Source organism: Solicola agrisoli (assembly GCF_049059935.1).
Taxonomy (GTDB): domain Bacteria; phylum Actinomycetota; class Actinomycetes; order Propionibacteriales; family Nocardioidaceae; genus JAURVT01.
The window spans coordinates 1-23,860 of record NZ_JBMGQR010000011.1; the positions used below are offsets into that span (position 1 = coordinate 1).

Below are 23,860 nucleotides of genomic sequence, written 5' to 3' on the forward strand. Positions count from 1 at the left end.
CGTCGCCGCCGGTGCGCGCGCCGTAGAGGACGACTTGGTTGCCGGCACCGGACGCGTGGGCGAGGTGGAGGTCCTCGTGACGGAGCACGCCCACGCAGAGGGCGTTAACGAGCGGGTTGCCGAGGTAGGTCTCGTCGAAGACGACCTCGCCGCCGATGTTGGGCAGGCCGAGGCAGTTGCCGTAGCCGCCGACGCCGGCCACGATGCCGGGCAGCACGCGCGCGGTGTCGGGGGCGTCGAGCGGGCCGAATCGGAGCGGGTCCATGACCGCCACCGGACGGGCGCCCATCGCGAGGATGTCACGGACGATGCCGCCGACGCCGGTGGCCGCGCCCTGGTAGGGCTCGACGTAGCTCGGGTGGTTGTGCGACTCGACCTTGAACGTGACGGCCCAGCCCTGGCCGACGTCGATCACGCCGGCGTTCTCGCCGATGCCGGCGAGGGTCTTGCCCAGCGGCGTCTCCTGCGGCAGCTGCCCGAACTTCTTCAGGTGCACCTTGGAGGACTTGTAGGAGCAGTGCTCGCTCCACATCACCGAGTACATCGCGAGCTCGGCACCCGTGGGGCGGCGACCGAGGATCTGGCGGATCTCCTCGTACTCGTCGGCCTTGAGGCCGAGCTCGGCCCAGGGCAGCTCGCGGTCGGGGGTCTGCGTGGCGTGCTCGACGGTGTCGAGGACGCGGGTCTGTTCCGGCGCGGCGGTCACGGTGCCCAGCCTATCGGCGGGCGCCGACGTCCCCGCGCGCCGTCCCAGCGCCTCCCCCGACACCCGCCCGTCCGCGATCCGACGGGTTGGCGGGGTTCCTGGTCGTCAGAACCCCGCGAAGCCATCGGATCGCGGACGGTGGGGACGCCTCAGGCGGCCCGGCGTGCGGCCTCACCGAGGGTGCGACCGTGCTCGGCCGCCTCGGCCTCGGCCGCGGTGCGCAGCTCGGCGGCCATCTCGGTGAAGTCGTCGAGCGCGGGGTTGACGCCGACGAGGGTGAACTCGCGCGTGACGACCTTGACGTCGAGCTGCCACACGTCGGCCAGGATGCGGCGGATCCAGCCGGTGGCGTGGTCCCAGTCCTCGCGCGGGGTGCCGGCGGCGTAGTTGCCGCCGTGCACCAGCACCAGCACGGCGGGCTTGCCCGCGAGCGCCGGCTCGGCCCCCGGCCCCATGCGCGGGTCGGTGATGATCAGGTCGACCCACGCCTTGAGGTGCTGCGAGACGCCGAAGTTGTAGAGCGGGACGGCGAGCAGGAGCGCGTCGGCGTCCACCAGCTCGTCGGTCAGGCGGGCCGCGAGCGCGACGGCGTCGGACTGCGCGTCGGTGCGCTCGTCCTCGGACACGCCGGCGGCCGAGACCGCCTCGCCCCACGCGGTGGCCGGCAGCGGGGCCGTGCCGACGTGACGCCGCGTCACCGGGGCGTCGGGGTGGCCGGCGCGCCACTCGGCCTCGACGATGTCGGCGATCTCGCGGCTGGCCGAGCCCTCGGTACGGATGCTCGCGTCGAGCCTGAACAGTGACATGGGAACCTCGCTCGTGTGGTCGATGTTGCTAGGAAAAAGATAGCAGCATCTCGCGAACGAGCACCGGGTAGGATCGAGATGTGACCCAGCAGACCCCGCACGAGCCGCGTGTGTGCGACGCGGCCCTGTCGAGCGCGTTCCGGCTGCTCGGCAAGCGGTGGAACGGGATGATCCTGAGCATCCTCACCGGTGGCCCGGCCACGTTCAGCGAGCTGCGGCGCGCCGTGGGCGGCATCAGCGACTCGGTGCTGTCCGACCGCCTCAGCGAGCTCGGCGAGGCCGGTCTCGTCGACCGCACCGTCGACCCCGGCCCGCCGGTGAGCGTCGGCTACCGCGTGACGCCCGCTGGCGCCGCGCTGCTGCCCGTCCTCGAGCAGCTCGCGTCGTGGGCCGCCGACCACCTGCCCCGCCCCTCGGACGACGGCGCCTGCTGAGCGACGCCGCCTAGGCTGGGGACGTGGCCCGACACGTCGCCGAGTTCCTCGCCCGGCCCCTGGACGCCGAGACCGACCAGCGGATGCCGCCGTGGGTCGCCGAGGCGACGACCGTCGTGCTCGGCGTCGCCGCCGTCGCCTTCGTCGCGGGCTCGGACCTCGTGGCCGGCACCGGCCTGGCGCTCGTCCTGCTCGTCGTGCTGTTCCCGCTCGCGCTCGGCACGCGCACCGACGTCCAGCCGCGCACCCCGCGGTTCCTGGTGTGGACGACGAACGTCGCGGTGGCCCTGCTGGTCGTGGCGGCGGGGCTGGCGCTCGGACTCGTCGTGCTGCCGCTCGCGGCGACGCTGCCGCTGCTGCTCGTCACGGCGCTGCCGCTGCTCGTCAGGGGCCTGCGCGCGCTGGTGCGCCCGGTCCGACACCGCAGGCGCTAGCGCCGGTCTGCGTCCGGGTGGACGATGCTGCGATGACGCAGGACGCCTACACCACCCGTCCGCTCGCGCCGGACACGTGGGACGACTTCGCGCGGCTCGTCGAGGACAACAACGGCGTGTGGGGCGGGTGCTGGTGCATCGGCTTCCACCCCGAGGCCTTCGCCCGGCAGGACGCCCCCGGCGGCAACCGCGCCGCCAAGCGCGAGCACGTCGACGCCGGCACCTGCCACCAGGAGCTGGTCTACGACGGCGACGTCTGTGTTGGGTGGTGCCAGTACGGCCCGCCGACGGAGGTCGCGTCGATCAAGAACGCGAAGGCCTACGAGCGCGAGCTCGACCGGCTGCCCGACTGGCGCATCGGCTGCATCTTCACCGGCAAGGGCCACCGGACGCAGGGGGTGGCGAGCACGGCCGTGCGCGCCGCGGTCGACGCGATCAGTGCCGCGGGCGGCGGCGTCGTCGAGGCGTACCCCGAGCAGTCGCAGGGACGCCCGCCGCAGCGCGGCGCGTACTTCCACACCGGTCCCGAGGAGCTCTACGAGCGGCTCGGCTTCACCCGGGTGCGCCGGATCGCGAAGTGGCGCTGGGTCATGCGGCTCGACGTCCGACCCTGAGCCGGGACGACGACGGGCCGGCCGCGGCGCCCCCGTGCGCCCGGCCGACCCTGTCGGTGACCGAGCACCCCCGCGGCCCGGTCGTCAGGTCAGACGCCGCGCGCGGCGGTTCGGTTCACCCGTCCGCCCCACTTTTTCTCCCGACCTGTCGGTGCGTGGTGATGCCCCGGCATCATGAGGCACCGACAGCTCGTCAGGACCAGGCGCCGCGGGCGTACTGGTCCGGGTAGCCGGCGTCGTGCCGGTCGACGCCCAGCTCGTGCGCGGCGCGCTGCGGCCACGCGGGCTCGCGCAGCGCCACGCGCCCGAGGAAGACGGCGTCCGCCGAGCCGTCGGCCAGCACCTGCTCGGCCTGCTGCGGGTCGGTGATCTGACCGACGGCCGCGACGGCCACGCCGGACGACTCGCGCACCTCGCGCGCGAACGGCACCTGGTACCCCGGGCCGACGACGATGTCGGCCTCGGCCACCGCGCCGCCGGACGAGATGTCGGCGAGGTCGACCCCGACCTCGCCCAGTGCCTTGACCACGCGGGCGGTCTCCTCGACGGTCCAGCCGTCGTCGCGCCAGTCGGTCGCCGACAGCCGCACGAACAGCGGCTTGTGGTCGGGCCAGACGGCGCGGACGGCCTCGGCGGTCTCCAGCAGCAGGCGGGTCCGGTTCTCGAACGAGCCGCCGTAGGCGTCGGTGCGCCGGTTCGACAGCGGCGACAGGAACTGGTGGAACAGGTACCCGTGCGCGGCGTGCAGCTCGACGACGTCGAAGCCGGCCTCGTCGGCTCGGCGTGCTGAGTCGGCGAACGCCCGGACGACGCCGGCGATCTCGTCGAGGCCGAGCTCGGTCGGGGTGGTGTAGCCGGTGAAGGCGGTGGCCGACGGGCCGACGGTCTCCCAGCCGCCCTCGGACTCGGGCACCGAGTCCTCGCCGCGCCACGGCGCGTAGGTCGACGCCTTGCGCCCGGCGTGCGCGAGCTGGACGCCGATCGGCACGCCCTGACCGTGCGAGAAGTCGGTGATGCGTCGCCAGGCGGCCACCTGCTCGTCGTTCCAGATGCCGGCGTCCTCGGGGCTGATCCGGCCCTCGGGCACCACCGCGCTCGCCTCGGTGAGCAGCAGCCCGAACCCGCCGACCGCCCGCGCACCCAGGTTCACCAGGTGCCAGTCGTTCGGGACGCCGTCCCGCTCGGTGACGCTGTACTGGCACATCGGCGCCAGCCAGACCCGGTTCTGCAGGGTGAGGCCGCGGAGGGTGAGGGGCTGGAACAGCAGCGGGACGTCGGTCATGTCGGTGCCAACGGTCCCGTGGCGACCGGTGTTCCGCCTCCCCCGGTCAGGTGAGCCGGTTCACCGCCTCAGGCGGGCACGAGCGCCCGGTACTGCAGGTCGAGCGTCGTGCTGCCGAGCCGGACGTTGGCGAACGGCGTCACGACCACCCGCCAGGCGAAGGTCTCACCGGCCGCGAGGTCGACGTCCGCCCACCGGCCGTCGACCGTGTACGGCGTCGTCGAGTCCGTCCGCGGGATCGGGGTGTCGGCGAAGGTGCGGCCCCCGCCGGCGGCCGGCACGCGGTACCCGTAGGAGACGTTGCCCTCCTCGAACCGCGCCGACCTGAGGTCGAGGCGGACGCGGGCCCGCACCGTGCCGACGTGCGCCGGCACCGCCGCCTGGTAGCCCGCGACGTCGGTGGACGGATCGGTCCCGTGCCCGAGGAAGATCGTGCCGTCCGCGTCGCCGTCGGTGAGCAGCCGGCTGAGCGCGGGCTCGAAGTCGGCCCCGCGCACCACGACCGACGACGTGCGGTCGGCGAGCCGCTGCTGCTGCAGGCGCACCGAGCGCACCTTGGAGGTGACGGTGCGGCGGCCGTCCTTGTACGCCTTGAACGACACCCGGTAGCTGCCGGTGGGCAGCAGCGCGCCACCTGCCGTGCGACCGTCCCACGTCGGGCGGTGCAGGCCGGCGTCGACGGTGCCGAGGTAGATCTTGCGGACGGTGGTGCCGTTCGCGTCCGCGACGAACAGCTTGAGCCGCGCCTTCCTCGACAGGCGGACGCGCAGCACGGCGCGGTCGGTGACGCCGTCGGCGTAGGGGGTGAAGGTGGAGGTCGACACCCCCACCGACACCTTCACCGGCGCCGACGCCGCGGACGCGCTCGTCGGGACGGCGGCGAGCGCCCCGGCGCCCAGGGCGACGGCCAGCGTCGCGGTGGTGATCGTGCGTGCTCTGCTCATGGTGGGCCTCCGACCTCGCATGGTGCTCCTGTTCGTGGTGAGACGCCAGGGACCGCCGGAAAGTTCACCGGACCTAGAGTCTGGCCGTGGCCGTCGTCCTGTCCCTGGTCTCCGCGCTCGCGTACGGGGTGTCGGACTTCCTCGGCGGGATCTTCGCCCGACGGGCGTCCGCGTGGCAGGTCGCGGTGGTCGGGCAGTCGTCGTCGGCGGTCTGCGCGGCGCTCCTCGGCCTGGTGCTCACCGGGACGCCGGTGACGGCCGACTGGGGCTGGGGTGCGCTCGCCGGGCTCGGCGGCGGCGTGGGCGCGGCGTTCCTGTACCGCGGCTTCGCCGGTGGCCGGATGAGCGTCATCGCACCGGTGTCGGCCGTCGGGGCCGCCGTCGTCCCGGTCGTCGTGGGCCTCGCGACCGGCGAGCGGCCGAGCGCGTGGGCGTGGATCGGCATCGTCGCCGCCTTCCCCGCGATCGTGCTGGTGTCGCGGACGCCCGGCGCCCGCGACGCGTCCGGCTCGACGACCGCGAGCGTGCTCGACGGCGTCGTGGCCGGGGTGGGCTTCGGGCTGCTGTTCGTCTTCCTCGACCGCATCGGCGAGGACGCCGGGATCATGCCGCTCGCCGTCAGCCAGGTGACGTCGGTGCTGGCAGTGGTGGCCACCGCGACGCTGCTGCGCCAGGCGTGGGTGCCGCGCGGCCAGGCGTGGTGGGCGCTGACGATGGGTCCGCTCGGCGCGAGCGCCACCGGTGCGTTCCTCTACGCCACGCACTCGGGCCTGCTGTCGATCGTCTCGGTGATCACCGCGCTCTACCCCGCGACCACGGTGCTCCTCGCCGCGGTGCTCCTGCGCGAGCAGGTCCACCGCCTGCAGGGCGTCGGGCTCGTGCTCGCGACGGCCGCGGTGACGCTGGTCGCGCTCGGCTGACGCCGCTCAGCCGGCGGTGACGGCGCGGCTGCGGCGGCCGGGGATGCGTCCCACGAGCTCGCCGAGCGGGACGACGGCGCGGCCGAGCGCGTCGACCGACTCGCTGAGCTCGGGCGCGACCTCGCTCAGCTCGACGAGCCGCGGGTGGATCCGCTCGAGGGTGGTGCCGAGCGCCACCAGCTGGTCGAGGGTGCCGCCCTCGGCGACGAGCTTCTCGACGAAGCCGTCGTCGACCAGCAAGCGGTCGACCAGCCCCTCCTCCCGGAGCAACCGCTCGAGCGCGCCGTTCTGGCGGGTGAGCCGGTCGAGCGCACCGTCGTCGGCCAGCAGCCGGTCGAGCGGGCCTCCGGCCACGAGCAGCTGCTCCAGCGGACCGCCGACCGCGAGCAGGCGGTCGAGCGCGCCGTCGTCGTCGAGCAGCCGCGTGAGGGGGCCGTCCGCGGCGAGAACCCGGTCGAGGACGCCGCCGGGTGCCAGCGCGCGTCCGAGCGGACGGTCGTCGGCGGCGGCGCGCGCGAGGACGCCGAGGCGACGCAGGGCGCTGTCGGGGTCGTCGGCCATCTGGTCGAGCCGGTCGATCAGGCCGCCGGGACCGAGCAGCGCGGCGAGCTGCTCGCCGTACCCGCCGGGGCGGCGGAGGGGACCGTCCGGCGCGACCAGCGTGCCGAGCGCGAGCGTCACCCGGACGCCGGCGACGCCGACCTCGAGGGGCAGGGCCAGGATCCCGGGAAGCCTCATGGGGCGAGGGTAGGTGCTGGAGGTCACAGCGGCGACCGGACGAACCACCCACTCCGTCGGCGGGCGTCGGCCCGGCTCCCTACGGTGGACCCGTGACGCAACCATCTCCCGCCGGCAACGCCCCGGCCGACTTCGAGCCCGACCCGGCACGGTGGGCGGCGCTCGCCGTCTGCCTGGTCGCCGGCGCCATGACGCTGCTCGACGTCAGCATCGTCAACGTCGCCCTGCCGTCGCTGAGCCAGGGCCTCGGCGCCGGCGACAGCGCCGTGCAGTGGATCGTCGCGGGCTACGCGCTCGCGTTCGGCGTCGTGCTCGTGCCCGCGGGACGGCTCGGCGACGCCCGCAGCCGGCGCACCGTGTTCATCGTCGGCGTCGCGCTGTTCACGCTGTCGAGCGCGGCCGCCGGTGCCGCGCCCAGCCCCTTCTGGATCTGCGTCGCCCGGGTGCTGCAGGGCATCGGCGGCGGCTTCATCGCGCCCCAGGTCTCGGGCTTCATCCAGAACCTGTTCCGCGGCCCCGAGCGCGGCCGCGCGTTCGGGCTTTTCGGCGCGTCCATCGGCATCTCGACGGCCATCGGCCCGCTGCTCGGCGGCGTGCTCGTCAACCTCGGCGGCCCGGACTTCGGCTGGCGCCTGGTGTTCTACGTCAACGTCCCGGTGGGCATCGTCCTGATCGCGCTGGCGCTCAAGTACCTGCCGAGCGTCCCGGCCGGTCCCAAGCAGTCGCTCGACCCGGTCGGCGTCCTGCTGTTCGGCGGCGCGATGATCTTCATCCTGCTGCCGGTCGTCACCGGCGGCCGCGACACGCCCCTGGCCGAGCGCCCGTGGTGGCTGCTCGCCTTCACCGCCGTGCTGCTCGTCGCGTTCTGGTTCTGGGAGAAGCGCTGGTCCGGCAGCGGCAAGGAGACCCTGGTCGACCTGTCGCTGGCCAAGGTGCGCTCGTTCGTGCTCGGCCTGGGGCTCGGCACGTTCTACTTCGCCGGGTTCACCTCGATCTTCCTGGTGATCACCCTCTACCTGCAGAACGGACTCGGCTACAGCGCGCTCGAGGCGGGTGCGACGCAGCTGCCGTTCGCCGTCGGATCGGCGGTGTCGGCCTTCCTGGGCGGTCGGCTGGTCGAGCGGTTCGGACGCGGCCTCGTCGTCACGGGCCTGGTGCTCGTGCTCGTCGGACTGATCTCCATCGACCTGCTCGTCCCCCACCTCGACGGCGACGTCGGCCTCAAGCTCGCGCCCTCGTTCCTGGTGGCCGGCTTCGGCGGCGGCCTGGTCATCTCGCCCAACATCACGCTCGCGCTGGCCGACGTCGACCCGGTCCGCGCGGGAGCCGGCGGCGGCATGCTGCAGACCGCGCAGCGCGTGGGCTCGGCGATCGGCGTCGCGGTCGTCCTCGCGCAGTTCTTCGACCGGCTCGCCACCTCCAAGGGCGACTTCGCCGAGGCGCTGTCGCACAGCCTGCGCACCACCATCGCGCTCATCGTCGTCGCGCTCGCGCTGGGCGTCCTCGACCTCGTGCGCCGGCAGGCCAAGCCCGCCGACGACGCCCCGCACGGTGGCGCCCACGCGGCGGGCACCCACCTGCCCTAGGGCTGGAGCAGCGCGGCCAGCCCGACGACCGCGGTCGACAGGCCGAGCGCCATCGACACCGTCACGAGCACGACGTGGACGGTGAGGAACCGCGTCGCCGAGCCGGACGCGTCACGCGAGCGGGGGTCCTTGAGCACGCGGCGCAGGAACGGCGGCCACACCACCAGGCTCCAGGCACCCGCCACGAGCAGGAGGACGGCGACCGCGGCGGGCACGTCCACGTCAGCCGACGAGCGCGCGCAGCGCCGAGGTGAAGAAGCCGAGGCCGTCGGTGCCCGGGCCGCAGAGGTCCTCCACCGCGTGCTCGGGGTGGGGCATCAGGCCGACGACGTTGCCGGCGGCGTTGCGGATGCCCGCGATGTCGCGCAGCGAGCCGTTGGGGTTGCCGCCGAGGTAGCGGGCCACCACGTGGCCCTCGCCCTCGAGGGCGTCGAGCGTGGCCTCGTCGGCGACGAAGCCGCCCTCGCCGTTCTTGAGCGGGACGACGATCTCCTGGCCGGTCTCGTACGAGCCGGTCCAGGCGCTGGTGGAGTCCTCGATGCGCAGGCGCTGGTCGCGGCAGACGAACTTCTGGTGGTCGTTGCGCACGAGCGCACCGGGCAGCAGGTGGCTCTCGCAGAGGATCTGGAAGCCGTTGCAGATGCCGAGCACGGGCAGGCCGCGATGGGCCGCGTCGACGACCTCGCTCATCACCGGCGCGAAGCGGGCGATCGCGCCGCAGCGCAGGTAGTCGCCGTACGAGAAGCCGCCGGGCAGCACCACGGCGTCGACGTCCTGCAGGTCGTGGTCGCCGTGCCACAGGGCGACGGGGTCGCCGCCGGCGAGGCGGACGGCGCGCTGCGCGTCGACGTCGTCGAGGGAGCCGGGGAACGTGACGACGCCGATCCTCACTGCTCGACCCTCACGGCGTAGTCCTCGATCACCGGGTTCGACAGCAGCGTCTCGGCGATCTGGCGCACCTCGGCCAGACGCTCCTCGGTGACCTCGCCGTCCACCTCGAGCTCGAAGCGCTTGCCCTGGCGGACGTCGCTGATGCCGCCGAACCCGAGCCGCGGGAGGGCGCCGTGGACGGCCTTGCCCTGCGGGTCGAGGATCTCGGGCTTGAGCATGACGTCGACGACGACGCGGGCCACGGGTCGCTCCTGGGATCGGCGGGGAACGGGCACCGCTGAGTCTAGGACCCCGAATTCGGTTGCCCGCCGCTGGCCCGGCGGCCAGGGTGGCCCGCGTGGAGATGCACGTCGACCAGCTCACGGTGACGGCCGACGTCGTGCGGCGGCTCGTCGACGAGCAGCACCCGCGGTGGCGCCACCTGCCGGTGCGCGCGGTGGCGTCGCAGGGCACGGTGAACGCGATCTTCCGGCTCGGCGACGACCTCGCCGTCCGGCTCCCGCTGCAGGGGGACGACCCGGACGCGACGCGCGCGTGGCTGGAGTCCGAGCGCGACGCCATGGCCGAGCTCGCGGCGTCCACCACCGTGCCGACGCCCGTCCCGGTGGCGCTCGGCGAGCCGGGCGCGGGGTACCCGCTCCCCTGGGCGGTGCAGACCTGGCTGCCCGGGACGGACGCCACCGCCGACGACCCCGCGTCCTCGGTGGTGTTCGCGCGCGACATGGCGCGGCTCGTCCTCGACCTGCGGGCCGTCGACACCCGCGGCCGGCGGTTCGCCGGCGCCGGCCGGGGTGGGCACCTGCCCGACCACGACGCCTGGATGCAGGAGTGCCTGCGACGCAGCGCCCGCCTGCTCGACGTCCACCGGCTCGGACTGCTCTGGGACGAGCTGCGCGTCCTGCCGCGTGAGGACCCCGACGGCATGACGCACGGCGACCTGGTCCCGGGCAACGTCCTCGTCGCGGGCGGACGGCTGACCGGTGTGCTCGACGGCGGCGGCTTCGGACCGGCCGACCCGGCGCTCGACCTCGTCAGCGCGTGGCACCTGCTCGACGCCGCCCCGCGGGAGGAGCTGCGACGCGCGCTGGGCCCGTCGGACCTGGAGTGGGCGCGCGGACGGGCGTGGGCGTTCCAGCAGGCGATGGGCCTGGTCTGGTACTACGAGCGGTCCAACCCGGGGATGAGCCGGCTGGGCCGCCGGACGCTCCGTCGACTGCTCGAGCGGGAGTGAGGGCTCAGGCGGCGACGGGGGCGTGGCCGTCGGCGAGCAGCCCGCCGAGGACGTCGCGGGCGCGGGCGCACCGGCTCTTGACGGTGCCCGCCGCGCACCCGAGCACCCGTGCGGTCTCCTCGACGCTGTAGCCCTGGAGGTAGACCATGACGACGGCCCGCTGCTGGGCGTCGGGCAGCGCGGCCACGGCGGCGCGGACGTCGAGCACGGTCTCGCGCTCGCTCGTCGGACCGGGCACCAGCTCGAGGTCGAGGCCGCGGACGGCGGGCCGCACGCGCTGGCGGCGGATGGCGTCGATGCAGGCGTTGACCACGATGCGGTGCAACCAGGTGGTGACGGCGGAGTCGCCGCGGTAGCGGTGGGCCGACCCGAACGCCTTGACCATGGCGTCCTGCAGCGCGTCGGCGGCGTCCTCGCGGTCGCGCATGGTCCGGACGGCGACGGCCCAGAGGCGGTCCTGGTGGCGGCCGACGAGGTCGCCGAACGCGTGCGGGTCGCCCGCGACGTGACGGGCGAGCAGCTCGGCGTCGGTGGGGGTGCTGGCGGCCGTCGTGGCCGGGTGCGTGCTCATGCCCCCACCCTCGCGGCGGCCGCGTGGCCGTCGCATGGGTGCGCGTACTCAGATCGTGCGCCCGTGCCTACTCACCAGACACGAGTCGACGAACCACGGCACTCGGTCGCGGACCACGGCATCTCTGCCGTGGTCCGCGACCGTCCACCAGGAGAACCTGGTGAACGAGCGGCCGCCGTCAGACGAGTTCTCTTTTGAGGATCTTGCCGGTGGAGGTCATGGGGAGCTCGTCGCGGAACTCGATGACGCGGGGGTACTTGTAGCCCGCCATCTGCTCCCGGCCCCAGGCACGGAGCTCGTCCTCGGTGGTGGGGTCGCCGTCGGTCTTGATGACGAACGCCTTGATCTCCTCGCCGTGGGACTCGTCGGGGACGCCGACGACGGCGCACAGCGAGACCGCGGGGTGGCTCATCAGCACCTCCTCGATCTCGCGGGGGTACACGTTGAAGCCACCGCGGATGATCATGTCCTTGGAGCGGTCGACGATGTAGTACCAGCCGTCGTCGTCGCGTCGGGCGAGGTCGCCGGAGCGGAACCAGCCGTCCTGGATGACGGCCTCGGTGGCCTCGGGCCGGTTGTAGTAGCCCTTCATCACGTTGGGGCCCTTGATCGCGATCTCGCCGACGGTGTCGGCGCCCTCGACCTCGTTCCAGTCGGTGTCGATCAGCTTCATCTCCACGCCGGGGATCGGCAGGCCGATCGACCCGGGGCGCGGGTCGGCGCCGTCGGGCGAGAAGCTCGCGACGGGCGACGTCTCGGACAGGCCGTAGCCCTCGCGGATGGTGACGCCGAAGCGCTCGCCGAACTCGCGGTGGATCTCGACGGGCAGCGCGGAGCCGCCAGCGGAGCTGACCCGCAGGTTGGCCGCGATGGCCTTGACGTCGACGGTGTCGTCGAGCGCGCCGAGCAGGCCCCAGTACATGGTGGGGACGCCCGCGAAGTAGGTGATGCCCTCGGAGACCATCAGCCCGAGCGCCGCCTTGGCCTCGAAGCGCGGCAGCATCACGACGGTGCCGCCGAACGCGAACGCCCCGTTCTGCACGACGGTCTGGCCGAAGGAGTGGAACAGGGGCAGCACGCACAGGTAGGTGTCGGGACGGTCGGCGCGCGCACCGAACAGCTCGTCGCCCACGAGCGCGTTGGAGCGCATGTTGGAGTGGCTCAGCTCGGCGCCCTTGGGCTGGCCGGTGGTGCCGGAGGTGTAGAGGATCACCGCGGTGTCGTCGTCGGCGACCTGGACGGTGTCGAACGTCGGCGGCTGCTGGGCCACCGCGGACCCGAAGGTCTCTGCGCCCTCGATGGGCGACGGGGCGGACGGGTCGACGGTGACGACGAAGAACTCGCGGCAGGACTCGACCTGCGTGAAGCCGTCGTGCCCGGCCTGGCCGATCGGCAGGTCGGCGGTGCCCTCGAACGCGAAGTACGCGACCGCGTCGGAGTCCTCGAGGTGGTAGGCGACCTCGCGGGCCTTGAGCAGGACGTTCAGCGGGACGACCGTCGCGCCGGCCTTGAGGATGCCGAAGTAGATGATCGTGAAGTGCGGGATGTTCGCGCACGACAGCGCCACCTTGTCGCCCGGCTGCACGCCGCGGGAGACCAGCAGGTTGGCCACCTGGGACGAGGCGGCGTCGACCTGGGCGTAGGTCAGGCGGGTGCCGCCGAGCACGATCGCGGTGCGATCGGCGTAGGCGGCGGCTGAGTCCTCGAGCAGCGCGGACAGGTTGGGCACGAAGGGCCTCCGGGTTGTCGTCACAGTGACACGGACGTGAGCGGGCTCACGCCTGTCATATTACCGACGCGTAGGAGACCCCCGACCACGGCTTGGGTGGCGCGTGGGACAGCCGTTCACGCGATCGACACACTACTACCTCAAATTGAGTAGATCGTCATCGTCGAGGTGCTTTCGCGAGACCTCCCGGACGCGGCGCGTCCCTAGATTTCGGGGCGTCAACGGCTCCTTCTCGGGAGGGGAGCCCGGCCCGGCTCCTCGCAGCCCCACACCCGCAACGGACCACTCCCGTGACCCTCATGGACGACCGCACGACGGTCACCGTCACCGACCAGGCGCCGCCCCGCCGGCCCGCCCGCCGCCTGCGTCGCCGCTCCGAGCCGATCACCCCCCGCGGCTTCCGTCCCGACATCGAGGGCCTGCGCGCGATCGCCGTCCTCGCCGTGGTGGTCTACCACGCCGGGCTCGGCCTGCCCGGCGGCTACGTGGGCGTCGACGTCTTCTTCGTCATCTCCGGCTTCCTCATCACGCGGCAGCTCACGCGGTCGGTCGGCGAGCGCGGCTTCCGCGCCATCCCCACGTTCTACGCCCACCGCGTCCGTCGCCTCCTGCCCGCCGCCGTGGCCGTGGTGCTCGCGACGGTGGCCGCCGCCCGCGTCTGGGCGCCGCCGCTGCAGGTGCGCGGCATCGCGATGGACGGCCTGTTCACCACCTTCTACGGACTCAACTACCGGCTCGCCGTGCAGGGCACCGACTACCAGCACCTCGGCGTCGACGCCTCGCCGCTGCAGCACTTCTGGTCGCTCGCGGTGGAGGAGCAGTTCTACGTCGTGTGGCCGCTGACGATCGCGCTGGTCGTCGTCCTCGGACGTCGTCTCGCGCCGGGGCTGCTCGTCGCGGTGACGGTGGCCGCGGTCGCGGTGTCGTCGTGGTTCTCGGTGACGGTCACCCAGACGTCCGCGCCGTGGGCCTACTTCTCGCTGCACACCCGCGCGTGGGAGCTCGGGCTCGGCGAGCTGGTCGCCCTCACCGCCGGGCTCTGGGCGACGCTGCCCCGCCGCCTCGCCGGCCTGCTCGCCTGGGTCGGCCTCGCGGCGGTCGTCGCGAGCGCGGTGCTCTACACCGACGCGACCCCGTTCCCCGGGCACGCCGCCTGGCTGCCCGTCGGCGGCGCGGCGCTCGTCGTGGCCGCCGGCTGCGGCGGGCGGGTCGGCGCCGAGCGGGTGCTCGGCGAGCCGCTCATGCAGTGCCTCGGCCGGATCTCCTACTCCTGGTACCTGTGGCACTGGCCGATGCTCGTGCTCGCGCCCCACGTGGTCGGTCACGACCTGTCCGTGCTCGAGCGCGGCGTCGTCGTCTGGACCTCGCTGGTCGTCGCGCTGCTCTCGTTCTTCCTCGTCGAGGAGCCCGCCCGTCGGGCCGTGATGCCCGACGTCCGCTGGGCCGGGTTCGCCGTCGGGATGGCGGCGGCCGTCACCGCGGTCGTCGTGCTGGTGGTGGCGGTGCTGCCCGTCGCCCTCACCGGACGCGGCGCCGACTCCCGACTGACCGCCCTCGGCGGCTCCGACACCGGCACCTCGGCCCTGACGACGGCGCTCGCCGCCGGTCTCGACACCCGCGAGGCGCCCGCCAACCTCACCCCGCGTCCCGACGTCGCCGCGCAGAGCCTGCCGCCGACGTCGCGCAACGGCTGCCACGCCGGTTTCACGAGCACCGAGCGCCCGGCGTGCGAGTACGGCGACACGACGTCGGCGCGCACCGTGGTGCTGTTCGGCGACAGTCACGCCGAGCAGTGGCTGCCCGCACTCGACGTCCTCGGCCGCCAGAACGGCTTCAAGGTCGTCAGCTGGACCAAGTCCGCGTGCCCCGTCGCCGACCTCACCGTCCGCGACCCGGCCCTCAACCGCGACTACACCGAGTGCGACACCTGGCGCGCCGAGACCGTCGCCGCGATCGCCGCGATGCAGCCGCGACGCGTGGTCGTCAGCCAGTCCGAGAACGTGGCGTCGAGCAGCGTCAGCCCGAAGGCGTTCGCCGCGGCGACCGTCCGGACCCTCGACGCGCTGAGGGAGCGCTCCGGCGCCCGGGTGGAGTACGTGCAGGACATCCCGATCCCGGGCTCGGACCTGCCGGGCTGCGTCGCGGCAAACCTCGACGACGTCCGCGCGTGCTCCTTCGACCGCGACGACGCCTACGCCTACCCCGCCCGCCACGCGGCCCTGCTCGACGCGGTGCCCGCCGCGGTCGAGAGCGCCGCCGACCCGGCCGACTGGTTCTGCACCGACGACGCCTGCCCGGCCGTCGTGGGCAACGTCCTGGTCTTCCGCAACGACTCCCACATGACCGTGCCCTACAGCCGCTGGCTCGCCCCCCAGCTGCAGGGCCTCGTCCCGCCGAAGGAGGGCTGAGCCGTGTTCATCGCGATCCTGCAGCTGCGCCACACGATCCAGCAGGACGGGCACCTGTACCTGTTCTGCGCGTTCGTGCTGCTCACCTGGCTGGTCTGGCTGGCCAAGGTGGTGCTCTCCCGGGGCTACCGGCCTTGGACCGAGCCGCACGAGACGACCACGTCGGTCGTCATCCCGGTGGTGGACGAGCCGCTCGACCTGTTCCGCGAGGTGCTGCAGCGCATCGTCGACCAGGAGCCCACCGAGACCATCGTGGTCATCAACGGGCGACGCAACCCCGACCTCGAGAGCGTCTGCGAGGAGTTCGCCCCCGCGGTCCAGTGGACGTGGACGCCCGTCGCCGGCAAGCGCAACGCCGTGATGGTGGGCACCGAGGCGTCCGTCGGCGACGTGGTGGTGCTGGTCGACAGCGACACGGTCTGGACCGACGGGACGCTGCCCGAGCTGGTCAAGCCGTTCAAGGACCCCACCGTCGGCGGCGTCACCACACGTCAGCGGATCCTCGACCCGACCCGCACCTTCCTCACCCGCTGGGCCGACTGGCTCGAGAACACCCGCGTCCTCTATGCCATGCCCGCGCAGAGCCGTCTCGGCGCCGTCGGGTGCCTGCCCGGGCGCACGATCGCGTTCCGCCGGGCGGTGCTGGTCGACTCGATGCGCGACTTCATGGAGCAGAAGTTCCTCGGCGTCTTCATGGAGGTCTCCGACGACCGGACGCTCACCAACCTCGCGCTCAAGCGCGGCTACAAGACCGTCTACCAGTCGACGAGCCTGGTCTACACCGACGCCCCGACGCGGCTGGGCAAGATGATGAAGCAACAGCTGCGGTGGTCGCGCGGGAGCCAGTACAACACCCTGCGGATGCTGCCCTGGATGCTCGGGCACACGCCGGTGCTGGCGTTCTTCTTCGTCTCCGACATCGTCATGCCGTTCCTGCTGCTGGCGGTCGTGACGGCGTGGGTCATCCGCTACGTCACGCACACCGGCGAGAACCTCTACGCGGGCCTGCTCGACCTCGGGCCCACCGAGCACGCCATCCCGGCGATCGTCGTGCTGACGATCGTCATGTCGACCCTCTCGATGTCGCTGCGCCAGCTGCGGCACATCGAGGAGCGGCCCGTCGACCTGCTCCTCATGCCGCTGTACATCCTGTTCAGCTCGCTGTTCCTCATGCCGCTGCGCATGTACGGCTTCCTGCGCCTCGGCCACGTCGGCGGCTGGGGCACCCGCGCCGACGCCTACTCGGCCGACACCGAGACCGAGACGCCGCTCGAGCCGCACGGCCTCTCCGGCTCCACCCAGGTGGCCGCGCGCGTCGAGACGGCCACCCTGCGCTCCCCCGTCAACACCACGGGCGACCCCCGTGCCCTCGTCCCGTACCTCGTGGCCTCGGCCGCCGTCCTCCTCGGAGTCCTCTATGACGCCCAGCTCCTCCCCTGACCCGGTCGGCGGCCCCACCGGCCCCCGCTCGTGGAGCAGGAAGGTCAACGCGACCGCCCTGTCCGTGACCCTCGTCGCCGCCTGCGCGGCACTGTGGGTCTCGCCCGTCGGCGGCCAGGTGGCCGATACCGTGGCCGGCAGGATCCCCGCCGCGCTCGGCGGCACGATGGGCCAGGAGCCCGACGCCGCCAGGCCTGCCGCAGCCCGGCCCTCGCCCTCACCGTCGTCGACGCCGGCAGCCTCACGTCCCTCGACGGCCGGGCCGTCCAACCCCACCATCGACCGCGGCGACGGCGCGGGCACCGGCGCCGGGGGCGGGTCCGGCTCGGGCTCCGGGTCCGGCGGCGAGGCCGACGTCCAGCAGGTCGGCGACGGCGACGGCGGCTCGTCCGGCGGCGACGGCGGGTCGGACGGCGGGTCGGACGGCGGGTCGACCGGTGGCTCGGACGGCTCGGGCGGCGGCACGTCCAGCGGCGCCCGCGTCGAGGGCTGCTGGAGCTTCGAGTGGCAGCAGGACGCGCAGGCGTACTACGTCGGCGACCTGTCCGACCCGCTCGGCCTCGACAGCGGCAAGGGCGGGTACGACGGCGACGGCGTCGCGTGCACCGACCTGCCCGTCGACCCGCGGAGGCCGGCGTCGGAGCCCGCCGGCGCCTACGTCGAGCCCACGCCGACACCCGCGTCCAAGCGCGAGCTGGTCTCGCCCGCCCGGGACTACTACGGCTTCTCGCAGGACGGGCTGCCCGGCGACACCAAGATGTTCGACCGCCTCGACGCCCAGGTGGGCAAGGCACCGAGCAGCGTCGGCTGGTTCAGCGGCTTCAACCAGGACTACCGGGGCGACCTGGTGACCAAGGCCTGGCGACGCGACGCGCTGCCCGTCCTCACCTGGATGTCGGTGGCCCAGGTCTCCGACCCCACCGCCGAGAAGCCCTCGTACTCGCTCACGTCGATCATCGACGGCCGGCACGACGCGTACCTCTACCGGTACGCCGAGGCGGTGAAGAGGACCGGCCTGCCCGTCGCGATCCGCTTCGACCACGAGATGAACGGCAGCTGGTACGGCTGGTCGTCCGGACGCAAGGACTACAACAACACCCCCGAGAAGTACGTCGCCGCGTGGCGGCACCTGTGGCAGGTGTTCGAGCAGGTCGGCGCCAACGACGACGTGATCTGGCTGTGGTCGCCCAGCCGCGTCGACGACCTCAGGCCGTCGGCCACCAACGGCATCACCGACCTCGAGGCCAGCTACCCCGGCGACCAGTACGTCGACTGGGTGGGCGCGTCGGTCTACATGCGCCGCGCCTCGCTCGGCAGCAGCTACGAGGCGTCGTTCGGCCGGACCGTCGACCGGCTCAAGGCGCTCACCGACAAGCCGTTGTTCTTCGCCGAGATCGGCGCCACGCAGTCCGCGAGCGGCACCGACCTCACCGCGCTCAAGGCGGCCTGGACGACCACCGTCATCCGGCGGCTCGCGCGGGACGAGGACGTCGTGGGCTTCCTGTGGTTCAACAACGCCGCCGAGCACGTCGTCGACGGCCTGCCGACCACGCTCGACTGGACCATCGACTCCTCCCCCGAGGCGCTCGCGGCCTTCCGCGAGGCGGTGTCGACCGACGACTACGCCGCCGGCACCCGTCCCTGACCCCCGTCCGCTCCGCCACCCAGACCCTGCACCGACCCAGACCCTCCACCGCCCCACAGAAGGAACCACCATGAAGCTGTCCGTCATCGGCACCGGGTACCTCGGCGCCACCCACGCCGCCGCCATGGTCGAGCTCGGCCACGAGGTCGTCGGCCTGGACGTCGACCCCGCCAAGATCGCCTCGCTGGACGCGGGCGTCGTGCCGTTCCACGAGCCGGGGCTGCCCGAGCTGCTGCAGCGGTCGCTCGACAGCGGGCGCCTGCGGTTCACCACCGACTACGCCGAGGTCGGCGCCCGCGCCGACGTGCACTTCGTCTGCGTGGGCACCCCGCAGAAGCCGGGCGAGTACGCCGCCGACCTGTCCTACGTCGACGCCGCCGTGGCGGCCCTGGCCGCGCACCTGTCGCCCGGCGACCTCGTCGTCGGCAAGTCGACGGTGCCCGTCGGGACCGCCGCGCGCCTGGCCGAGGTGGTCGAGGCCGCGGGCGCCGACCTGTGCTGGAACCCCGAGTTCCTGCGCGAGGGTTTCGCCGTCGACGACACGCTGCACCCCGACCGCGTCGTCATCGGGTCGTCCACCGAGCGGGCCACCAAGACGCTGTGCGACGTCTACGCCACGATCCTCGACGCCGGCACCCCGCTGGTGGTCACCGACCTCGCGACGGCCGAGCTCGTCAAGGTGGCGGCGAACAGCTTCCTGGCCACCAAGATCTCGTTCATCAACGCGATGGCCGAGATCTGCGAGGTCGTCGGCGCCGACGTGACCCGGCTGTCGGAGGCGATCGGCCACGACGCGCGCATCGGTCACCGGTTCCTCGGCCCGGGCCTCGGCTTCGGTGGCGGCTGCCTGCCCAAGGACATCCGCGCGTTCATGGCGCGGGCCGGCGAGCTGGGCGTCGACCAGGCGCTCGGGTTCCTCAAGCAGGTCGACGACATCAACGTCCGTCGCCGGGCGCGCACCGTCGACCTCGCCCGCGAGATGTGCGAGGGCTCGCTCGCCGGGCGTCGCGTCGCGGTGCTGGGCGCGGCGTTCAAGCCCGACTCCGACGACATCCGCGACTCGCCGGCGCTCGACGTCGCGCTCGCGATCCAGCGTCAGGGCGCGGCGGTGTGGGTCTACGACCCGCACGCGATGGAGCGGGCCCGCGAGGCGTTCCCGACCCTCGCCTACGCGCCGAGCGCGCTCGCGGCCTGCGCCGACGCCGACGTCGTCCTGCACCTCACCGAGTGGAGCGAGTTCCGCGAGATGGACCCCGCCGCGGTGGGCGAGGTGGTGCGCTCGCGCAACGTCGTCGACGGCCGCAACGCCCTCGACCGCGAGGCCTGGACCCGCGAGGGCTGGACGCACCGTGCGCTCGGGCGTCCGTCCCTGTGAACCGTCAGACGAAGTCGCGACCGGTGAGGCGCTCGAAGGCCTCGACGTAGCGGCTGCGGGTGCGCTCGACGACGTCGCCCGGGAGCTCGGGGGGCGTGTCGCCGGAGTCGCGGTCCCAGCCGCTGGCGGGCGACGTGAGCCAGTCGCGGACGAACTGCTTGTCGAACGACTGCTGGGGGTGGCCGGGCTCCCACAGGTCGGCGGGCCAGAAGCGCGACGAGTCGGGCGTCAGGACCTCGTCGGCGAGGACGAGCGTGCCGTCCACGCGGCGGCCGACCTCGATCTTGGTGTCGGCCAGGATGATGCCGCGCTCGCGGGCGATCTCCTCGCCGCGGGCGTAGACGGCCAGCGTCAGGTCGCGCAGGGCGGTGGCGACGTCGGCACCGACGAGCTCGACGACCTGGTCGAACGAGATCGGCTCGTCGTGCTCGCCCGCCGGCGCCTTGGTGCTGGGCGTGAAGATCGGCTCGGGCAGGCGGCTGCCGTCCACGAGGCCGTCGGGGAGCGCGATGCCGCTGACGGCACCGGAGCGTCGGTACTCCTCGAGCCCGCCGCCGGTGAGGTATCCACGGGCCACGCACTCCACGGGCACCATGTCGAGGCGCTCGCAGACGACCGCGCGTCCGGCCACCTGCTCGGGCACGTCGGTGGACGCGACGTGGTGCGGCGCGAGATCGGTGAGCTGGTCGAACCACCACAGCGACAGCTGCGTGAGCACCCGCCCCTTGTCGGGGATGCCGGGCTGCAGCGCGTGGTCGTAGGCCGAGATGCGGTCGGAGGCGACCATGAGGATGCGGTCGTCGTCGAGCGACCACAGCTCGCGGACCTTGCCGGTGTGGATCAGGGTCGCGCCGGGCACGTCGTAGTCGGTCACGGGCACCAGCCTAGGAGGGCGCGACGATGCGCTGGAACAGGTGGTGGTCCTGCCAGCGACCGTCGATGCGCAGGTACTCCGGCGCGGTGCCGATCCAGCTGAAGTCGCTGCGGGCGAGCACCTTCTGCGACGGCCCGTTCTCCAGCAGCGTCGCGGCCTGCACCCGGTGCAGCCCCATGTCGTACGCGGCCTCGCAGGCGTGCGCGACGGCCCACGTCGCCAGGCCTTTGCGCAGGTGGTGCACGTCGACCCAGTACCCGAGGTTGCCGTTGTCGAACGCGCCGCGGACGACGTCGTTGAGGTTGACCCGCCCCACGACGTCGTCGCCGTGCACGAGCACCCACGACGCCGACCGTCCCGCCGCGTCGTTCTCGAGCGCGGTGCGGATCGTCGCCGCCTGGCGCTCGGGCGTCGCGAAGTCCTCGCCGCGTCGCGGCTCCCACCGCTCCAGGTGCCGCCGGCTGCGGGCGTACGACGCGGCCAGCGCCTCGGCGTGGTCCTCGCGCAGCGGCTCGATCGCGTACCCGGCCGGTCCCTTGGTGGTCATGGGACGAGCCTAGGGCCCGGCGCTCGGTCAGCAGCCGCCGCAGTTGTTGTAGAGGACGTCCCAGTGGTTGCCCTCCTTGGCGTACACGTTGCCCGAGCCCGACCGGTACTGCGCGGCGCCGTCGCTGCGGGTGCCGATGTAGGTGAAGGTGCCGGTGACGTAGCTGTTCAGGCAGGTGCTGAGCGAGAAGTCGAGCTTGTAGCCGTTGGCGTGGCTGTAGGTGCCGCCGGCGTGGCCCGTCTCGGTGCCGCCGGTGATGTTGAGGGCGCAGCCGCTGGCGTTGCGCAGCGTGACGGCGCCGTCCACGGTGGCCTGGCGCAGGCCCTCGAAGGCGGTGCAGGTGCTGTTGGCCGGGTTGGAGCAGCCGCCCGACGACGACCAGGTGATGCCGGCGGAGCGGAACGTCGACTCGGCGGCAGCCTGGGAGACCGCCGACGCGGGCGTCGCGAGCGCGATAAGCCCGCCGAGGGCGAGCACGAGGGCGGCGACGGCGCCGGCGGCGCGACGCGTCAGGGAGCGGGGTGCGGTGAGGTCCATGCCCCGGGAGTACCCGCGGCGTCCACGGGTCAAACCCGTTCGATGTTCACAGCGTCAGAGGATGTCGCCAGGCGAGTACGCGGCGGCCCGGGGGTGCGCGGCGAGGACGGGTGCGGCGCGGTCGACCACCTGCTGCACCTGCGAGACCGCGGCCCCGGTGAACGTCAGCGGCTCGGCCACGAGGGCGGCGAGGTCGGCGGACGTCAGGCCGAGGCGGTCGTCGGCGGCGAGACGGGCCAGCAGGTCGTTGTCGGCGGCGCCCTTCTCGCGCATCTCGAGCGCGACGTGCACCGCGTGCTCCTTGATCGCCTCGTGCGCCACCTCGCGTCCGACGCCGGCGCGCACCGCGGCCATCAGCACCTTGGTGGTGGCCAGGAACGGCAGGTACCGGTCGAGCTCGCGCTGGACGACGGCCGGGAACGCCCCGAAGTCGTCGAGCACCGTCAGGAACGTCTCGAACAGGCCGTCGGCGGCGTAGAACGCGTCGGGCAGCGCGACGCGTCGCACCACCGAGCACGACACGTCGCCCTCGTTCCACTGGTCGCCGGCCAGCTCGCCGACCATCGAGACGTAGCCGCGGACGATCACCGCGAGGCCGTTGACGCGCTCGCACGAGCGGGTGTTCATCTTGTGCGGCATCGCGCTGGAGCCGACCTGCCCGGGCTTGAACCCCTCGGTGACCAGCTCGTGGCCGGCCATCAGGCGGACGGTGGTGGCGAGGTTGGACGGGCCCGCCGTCAGCTGGGCGAGCGCGGTGACGGTGTCGTAGTCGAGCGAGCGCGGGTAGACCTGGCCGACGCTGGCGAGCACGCCGTCGAACCCGAGGTGCGCGGCGACGCGGCTCTCTAGCTCGGCGAGGCGGGACTCGTCGCCGTCGAGGAGGTCGAGCATGTCCTGAGCGGTGCCCATGGGGCCCTTGATGCCGCGCAGCGGGTAGCGCGCGAGGAGGTCCTCGAGTCGTCCGATGCCGAGCAGCAGCTCGTCGGCGACGGTGGCGAAGCGCTTGCCGAGGGTGGTGGCCTGCGCGGCGACGTTGTGGCTGCGGCCGGCCATGACGAGCGACTCGTGCTCGGCGGCGAGACGCGTCACGCGGGCCAGCGCGGCGACGGCGCGGTCGCGGACGATTCGCAGCGACGCGACCACCTGCAGCTGCTCGACGTTCTCGGTGAGGTCGCGCGACGTCATGCCCTTGTGGACGTGCTCGTGACCGGCCAGCGCGCTGAACTCCTCGATGCGCGCCTTGACGTCGTGCTTGGTGACGCGCTCGCGGGCGGCGATCGAGGCGAGGTCGACCTGGTCGACGACGGCCTCGTAGGCCTCGATCACGCCGTCGGGGGTCTCGACGCCGAGGTCGCGCTGGGCGCGCAGGACGGCGATCCACAGCTGCCGCTCGAGCACGATCTTGTGCTCGGGCGACCACACGGCCGCGAGGTCGGCCGAGGCGTAGCGGGAGGCGAGCACGTTGGGGGTCGTCGTCACGTGCCCCAGTGTCCCGCAGCCGCGCCCGCCCCTCCAAACCTGCCGACCTGTCGGTGCCTGGTGATGCCCCGACATCACCACGCACCGACAGGTCCACGGTCAGCCGGACGCGCGGCGCGAGCGGAAGGCGGCGACGTGGGTGCGGTTGGCGCAGGTGGTGCTGCAGAAGCGGCGCGAGCGGTTGCGCGAGAGGTCGACCAGGACTCCCCCGCACCCCTCGGCCTCGCAGCGGCGCAGCCGGTCGAGGTCGTCGGCGCGCACCAGGTCGGCCAGGCCCATCGCCGCCTCGGCGCCGATCCGGTCGGCCAGCGGCTGGTCGCCGGCCGCGACGTGCAGGTGCCAGTCCCACTCGTCGTGGCGGAACAGGTACGGACGCGCGTCGGTGCGCGCGAACAGGTCGTTGACGAGCGCCACCAGGTCGTCGCGGTGCGCGACGTCCCACGCGCCGGCGATCGCAGCGCGCATCTCGCGGACGCCCGCCACCTCGTCGGCCGAGCGCGCCCGCGTCCCCGAGATCGGGTGGGCGGCCAGGAACGCGTCGAGGTCGGCGACGGTGCGCAACGTCTCGCCGCCGTCCTGCGCGGTGTTCACCAGCGACGCCGTCATCTGCAGCATCTCCTGGGTGTCATGGGTGAAATCCACATTGACTCCTGACACGTCTCGCTCCTA

The 23,860-nt window shown here is 73.2% G+C and carries 25 protein-coding genes; 10 read left to right on the forward strand and 15 right to left on the reverse strand.

Going from position 1 to position 23,860, the window contains the following annotated elements:
* Both ACI6PP_RS06050 and ACI6PP_RS06055 read right to left on the reverse strand, forming a co-directional pair.
* The coding region (locus tag ACI6PP_RS06050) for an AIR synthase related protein (protein WP_421109978.1) at positions 1-706 on the reverse strand (706 nt) is incomplete at its 3' end.
* 149 nt (positions 707-855) lie between these two features.
* Positions 856-1,512 carry an FMN-dependent NADH-azoreductase gene (locus tag ACI6PP_RS06055; RefSeq protein ID WP_421109980.1) on the reverse strand — a complete coding sequence of 219 codons (657 nt, stop codon included), beginning with the start codon at positions 1,510-1,512 and terminating at the stop codon, positions 856-858.
* 80 nt (positions 1,513-1,592) lie between these two features.
* Between ACI6PP_RS06055 and ACI6PP_RS06060 the strand changes: the two genes are divergently transcribed.
* From ACI6PP_RS06060 to ACI6PP_RS06070, 3 genes are read left to right on the forward strand one after another with little or no spacing between them, the layout of a single operon-like run.
* Entirely contained in the window at positions 1,593-1,946 is a 354-nt protein-coding gene (locus tag ACI6PP_RS06060) for a winged helix-turn-helix transcriptional regulator (protein WP_421109981.1), read from the forward strand.
* A gap of 23 nt (positions 1,947-1,969) precedes the next feature.
* Positions 1,970-2,380: a hypothetical protein gene (locus ACI6PP_RS06065; protein ID WP_421109982.1), complete on the forward strand. Its 411-nt coding sequence runs from the start codon at positions 1,970-1,972 to the stop codon at positions 2,378-2,380.
* A 32-nt stretch (positions 2,381-2,412) separates the two neighbouring features.
* Positions 2,413-2,994 carry a GNAT family N-acetyltransferase gene (locus ACI6PP_RS06070; protein WP_421109984.1) on the forward strand — a complete coding sequence of 194 codons (582 nt, stop codon included), beginning with the start codon at positions 2,413-2,415 and terminating at the stop codon, positions 2,992-2,994.
* Positions 2,995-3,187: 193 nt separating this feature from the next.
* Here the strand turns inward: ACI6PP_RS06070 and ACI6PP_RS06075 are convergent, their stop codons facing one another.
* The gene (locus tag ACI6PP_RS06075) at positions 3,188-4,276 is read right to left on the reverse strand and encodes an NADH:flavin oxidoreductase/NADH oxidase (protein WP_421109985.1); all 1,089 of its coding nucleotides are present in this window, start codon (positions 4,274-4,276) and stop codon (positions 3,188-3,190) included.
* 68 nt (positions 4,277-4,344) lie between these two features.
* Complete coding sequence (locus ACI6PP_RS06080) at positions 4,345-5,220, reverse strand: FlgD immunoglobulin-like domain containing protein (protein WP_421109987.1); 876 nt, start codon at positions 5,218-5,220, stop codon at positions 4,345-4,347.
* A gap of 86 nt (positions 5,221-5,306) precedes the next feature.
* Here ACI6PP_RS06080 and ACI6PP_RS06085 point away from each other — a divergent pair, with 86 nt between their 5' ends.
* A complete protein-coding gene (locus tag ACI6PP_RS06085) occupies positions 5,307-6,140 on the forward strand; it encodes an EamA family transporter (RefSeq protein ID WP_421109988.1) in 834 nt (277 codons plus the stop codon).
* 6 nt (positions 6,141-6,146) lie between these two features.
* Here ACI6PP_RS06085 and ACI6PP_RS06090 read toward each other — a convergent pair whose 3' ends face one another.
* Positions 6,147-6,878 carry a hypothetical protein gene (locus ACI6PP_RS06090; protein ID WP_421109990.1) on the reverse strand — a complete coding sequence of 244 codons (732 nt, stop codon included), beginning with the start codon at positions 6,876-6,878 and terminating at the stop codon, positions 6,147-6,149.
* A gap of 92 nt (positions 6,879-6,970) precedes the next feature.
* Between ACI6PP_RS06090 and ACI6PP_RS06095 the strand changes: the two genes are divergently transcribed.
* Positions 6,971-8,464, forward strand: coding sequence for an MFS transporter (locus ACI6PP_RS06095; RefSeq protein WP_421109992.1), 1,494 nt, complete (start codon positions 6,971-6,973; stop codon positions 8,462-8,464).
* Here ACI6PP_RS06095 and ACI6PP_RS06100 read toward each other — a convergent pair.
* From ACI6PP_RS06100 to purS, 3 genes are read right to left on the reverse strand one after another with little or no spacing between them, the layout of a single operon-like run.
* A complete protein-coding gene (locus ACI6PP_RS06100; RefSeq protein WP_421109994.1) occupies positions 8,461-8,685 on the reverse strand; it encodes an SCO4848 family membrane protein in 225 nt (74 codons plus the stop codon). The genes ACI6PP_RS06095 and ACI6PP_RS06100 overlap by 4 nt on opposite strands.
* A 1-nt stretch (position 8,686) precedes the next feature.
* Positions 8,687-9,355 (reverse strand): phosphoribosylformylglycinamidine synthase subunit PurQ, encoded by a 669-nt coding sequence (gene purQ, locus ACI6PP_RS06105; protein ID WP_421109995.1) that lies wholly within the window; start codon positions 9,353-9,355, stop codon positions 8,687-8,689.
* Entirely contained in the window at positions 9,352-9,597 is a 246-nt protein-coding gene (purS, locus tag ACI6PP_RS06110) for a phosphoribosylformylglycinamidine synthase subunit PurS (RefSeq protein WP_421109996.1), read from the reverse strand. The genes purQ and purS overlap by 4 nt, the downstream gene beginning before the upstream one ends.
* A gap of 101 nt (positions 9,598-9,698) precedes the next feature.
* On the opposite strand from purS, the gene ACI6PP_RS06115 reads away from it, so the two are divergent.
* Complete coding sequence (locus tag ACI6PP_RS06115; RefSeq protein ID WP_421110101.1) at positions 9,699-10,586, forward strand: aminoglycoside phosphotransferase family protein; 888 nt, start codon at positions 9,699-9,701, stop codon at positions 10,584-10,586.
* A gap of 4 nt (positions 10,587-10,590) precedes the next feature.
* Here ACI6PP_RS06115 and sigM read toward each other — a convergent pair whose 3' ends face one another.
* Positions 10,591-11,157, reverse strand: coding sequence for an RNA polymerase sigma factor SigM (gene sigM, locus ACI6PP_RS06120; protein WP_421109997.1), 567 nt, complete (start codon positions 11,155-11,157; stop codon positions 10,591-10,593).
* 178 nt (positions 11,158-11,335) lie between these two features.
* Entirely contained in the window at positions 11,336-12,886 is a 1,551-nt protein-coding gene (locus ACI6PP_RS06125; RefSeq protein ID WP_421109998.1) for a long-chain-fatty-acid--CoA ligase, read from the reverse strand.
* A gap of 299 nt (positions 12,887-13,185) precedes the next feature.
* On the opposite strand from ACI6PP_RS06125, the gene ACI6PP_RS06130 reads away from it, so the two are divergent.
* The 4 genes from ACI6PP_RS06130 to ACI6PP_RS06145 all read left to right on the forward strand — a co-directional run bounded on the left by ACI6PP_RS06130 (position 13,186) and on the right by ACI6PP_RS06145 (position 19,754).
* Entirely contained in the window at positions 13,186-15,294 is a 2,109-nt protein-coding gene (locus tag ACI6PP_RS06130) for an acyltransferase family protein (protein ID WP_421109999.1), read from the forward strand.
* A 3-nt stretch (positions 15,295-15,297) separates the two neighbouring features.
* Complete coding sequence (locus ACI6PP_RS06135) at positions 15,298-16,734, forward strand: glycosyltransferase family 2 protein (RefSeq protein ID WP_421110000.1); 1,437 nt, start codon at positions 15,298-15,300, stop codon at positions 16,732-16,734.
* Positions 16,712-18,379: a glycoside hydrolase family 26 protein gene (locus ACI6PP_RS06140; RefSeq protein ID WP_421110001.1), complete on the forward strand. Its 1,668-nt coding sequence runs from the start codon at positions 16,712-16,714 to the stop codon at positions 18,377-18,379. Before ACI6PP_RS06135 ends, ACI6PP_RS06140 begins: the two co-directional genes overlap by 23 nt.
* Before the next feature lie 70 nt (positions 18,380-18,449).
* Entirely contained in the window at positions 18,450-19,754 is a 1,305-nt protein-coding gene (locus tag ACI6PP_RS06145; protein ID WP_421110002.1) for a UDP-glucose dehydrogenase family protein, read from the forward strand.
* A 4-nt stretch (positions 19,755-19,758) separates the two neighbouring features.
* Here ACI6PP_RS06145 and ACI6PP_RS06150 read toward each other — a convergent pair whose 3' ends face one another.
* From ACI6PP_RS06150 to ACI6PP_RS06170, 5 genes are all read right to left on the reverse strand, one after another.
* Positions 19,759-20,628 (reverse strand): phosphoribosylaminoimidazolesuccinocarboxamide synthase, encoded by an 870-nt coding sequence (locus ACI6PP_RS06150; RefSeq protein WP_421110003.1) that lies wholly within the window; start codon positions 20,626-20,628, stop codon positions 19,759-19,761.
* A 10-nt stretch (positions 20,629-20,638) separates the two neighbouring features.
* Positions 20,639-21,175, reverse strand: coding sequence for a GNAT family N-acetyltransferase (locus ACI6PP_RS06155; protein ID WP_421110004.1), 537 nt, complete (start codon positions 21,173-21,175; stop codon positions 20,639-20,641).
* A gap of 27 nt (positions 21,176-21,202) precedes the next feature.
* Complete coding sequence (locus ACI6PP_RS06160; protein WP_421110005.1) at positions 21,203-21,712, reverse strand: hypothetical protein; 510 nt, start codon at positions 21,710-21,712, stop codon at positions 21,203-21,205.
* 54 nt (positions 21,713-21,766) lie between these two features.
* Entirely contained in the window at positions 21,767-23,191 is a 1,425-nt protein-coding gene (gene purB / locus ACI6PP_RS06165; protein ID WP_421110006.1) for an adenylosuccinate lyase, read from the reverse strand.
* A gap of 99 nt (positions 23,192-23,290) precedes the next feature.
* The gene (locus ACI6PP_RS06170; RefSeq protein ID WP_421110007.1) at positions 23,291-23,833 is read right to left on the reverse strand and encodes a CGNR zinc finger domain-containing protein; all 543 of its coding nucleotides are present in this window, start codon (positions 23,831-23,833) and stop codon (positions 23,291-23,293) included.
* Positions 23,834-23,860: the final 27 nt, after the last annotated feature.

Bases quoted from the DNA above. Each gene is read 5' to 3' on its own strand.
- ACI6PP_RS06055 (WP_421109980.1), bottom strand. From the start codon at position 1,512: ATGTCACTGTTCAGGCTCGACGCGAGCATCCGTACCGAGGGCTCGGCC.
- ACI6PP_RS06070 (WP_421109984.1), top strand. From the start codon at position 2,413: ATGACGCAGGACGCCTACACCACCCGTCCGCTCGCGCCGGACACGTGG.
- ACI6PP_RS06075 (WP_421109985.1), bottom strand. From the start codon at position 4,276: ATGACCGACGTCCCGCTGCTGTTCCAGCCCCTCACCCTCCGCGGCCTC.
- ACI6PP_RS06080 (WP_421109987.1), bottom strand. From the start codon at position 5,220: ATGAGCAGAGCACGCACGATCACCACCGCGACGCTGGCCGTCGCCCTG.
- ACI6PP_RS06090 (WP_421109990.1), bottom strand. From the start codon at position 6,878: ATGAGGCTTCCCGGGATCCTGGCCCTGCCCCTCGAGGTCGGCGTCGCC.
- ACI6PP_RS06115 (WP_421110101.1), top strand. From the start codon at position 9,699: ATGCACGTCGACCAGCTCACGGTGACGGCCGACGTCGTGCGGCGGCTC.
- sigM (WP_421109997.1), bottom strand. From the start codon at position 11,157: ATGAGCACGCACCCGGCCACGACGGCCGCCAGCACCCCCACCGACGCC.
- ACI6PP_RS06130 (WP_421109999.1), top strand. From the start codon at position 13,186: ATGGACGACCGCACGACGGTCACCGTCACCGACCAGGCGCCGCCCCGC.
- ACI6PP_RS06140 (WP_421110001.1), top strand. From the start codon at position 16,712: ATGACGCCCAGCTCCTCCCCTGACCCGGTCGGCGGCCCCACCGGCCCC.
- ACI6PP_RS06145 (WP_421110002.1), top strand. From the start codon at position 18,450: ATGAAGCTGTCCGTCATCGGCACCGGGTACCTCGGCGCCACCCACGCC.
- ACI6PP_RS06155 (WP_421110004.1), bottom strand. From the start codon at position 21,175: ATGACCACCAAGGGACCGGCCGGGTACGCGATCGAGCCGCTGCGCGAG.
- ACI6PP_RS06160 (WP_421110005.1), bottom strand. From the start codon at position 21,712: ATGGACCTCACCGCACCCCGCTCCCTGACGCGTCGCGCCGCCGGCGCC.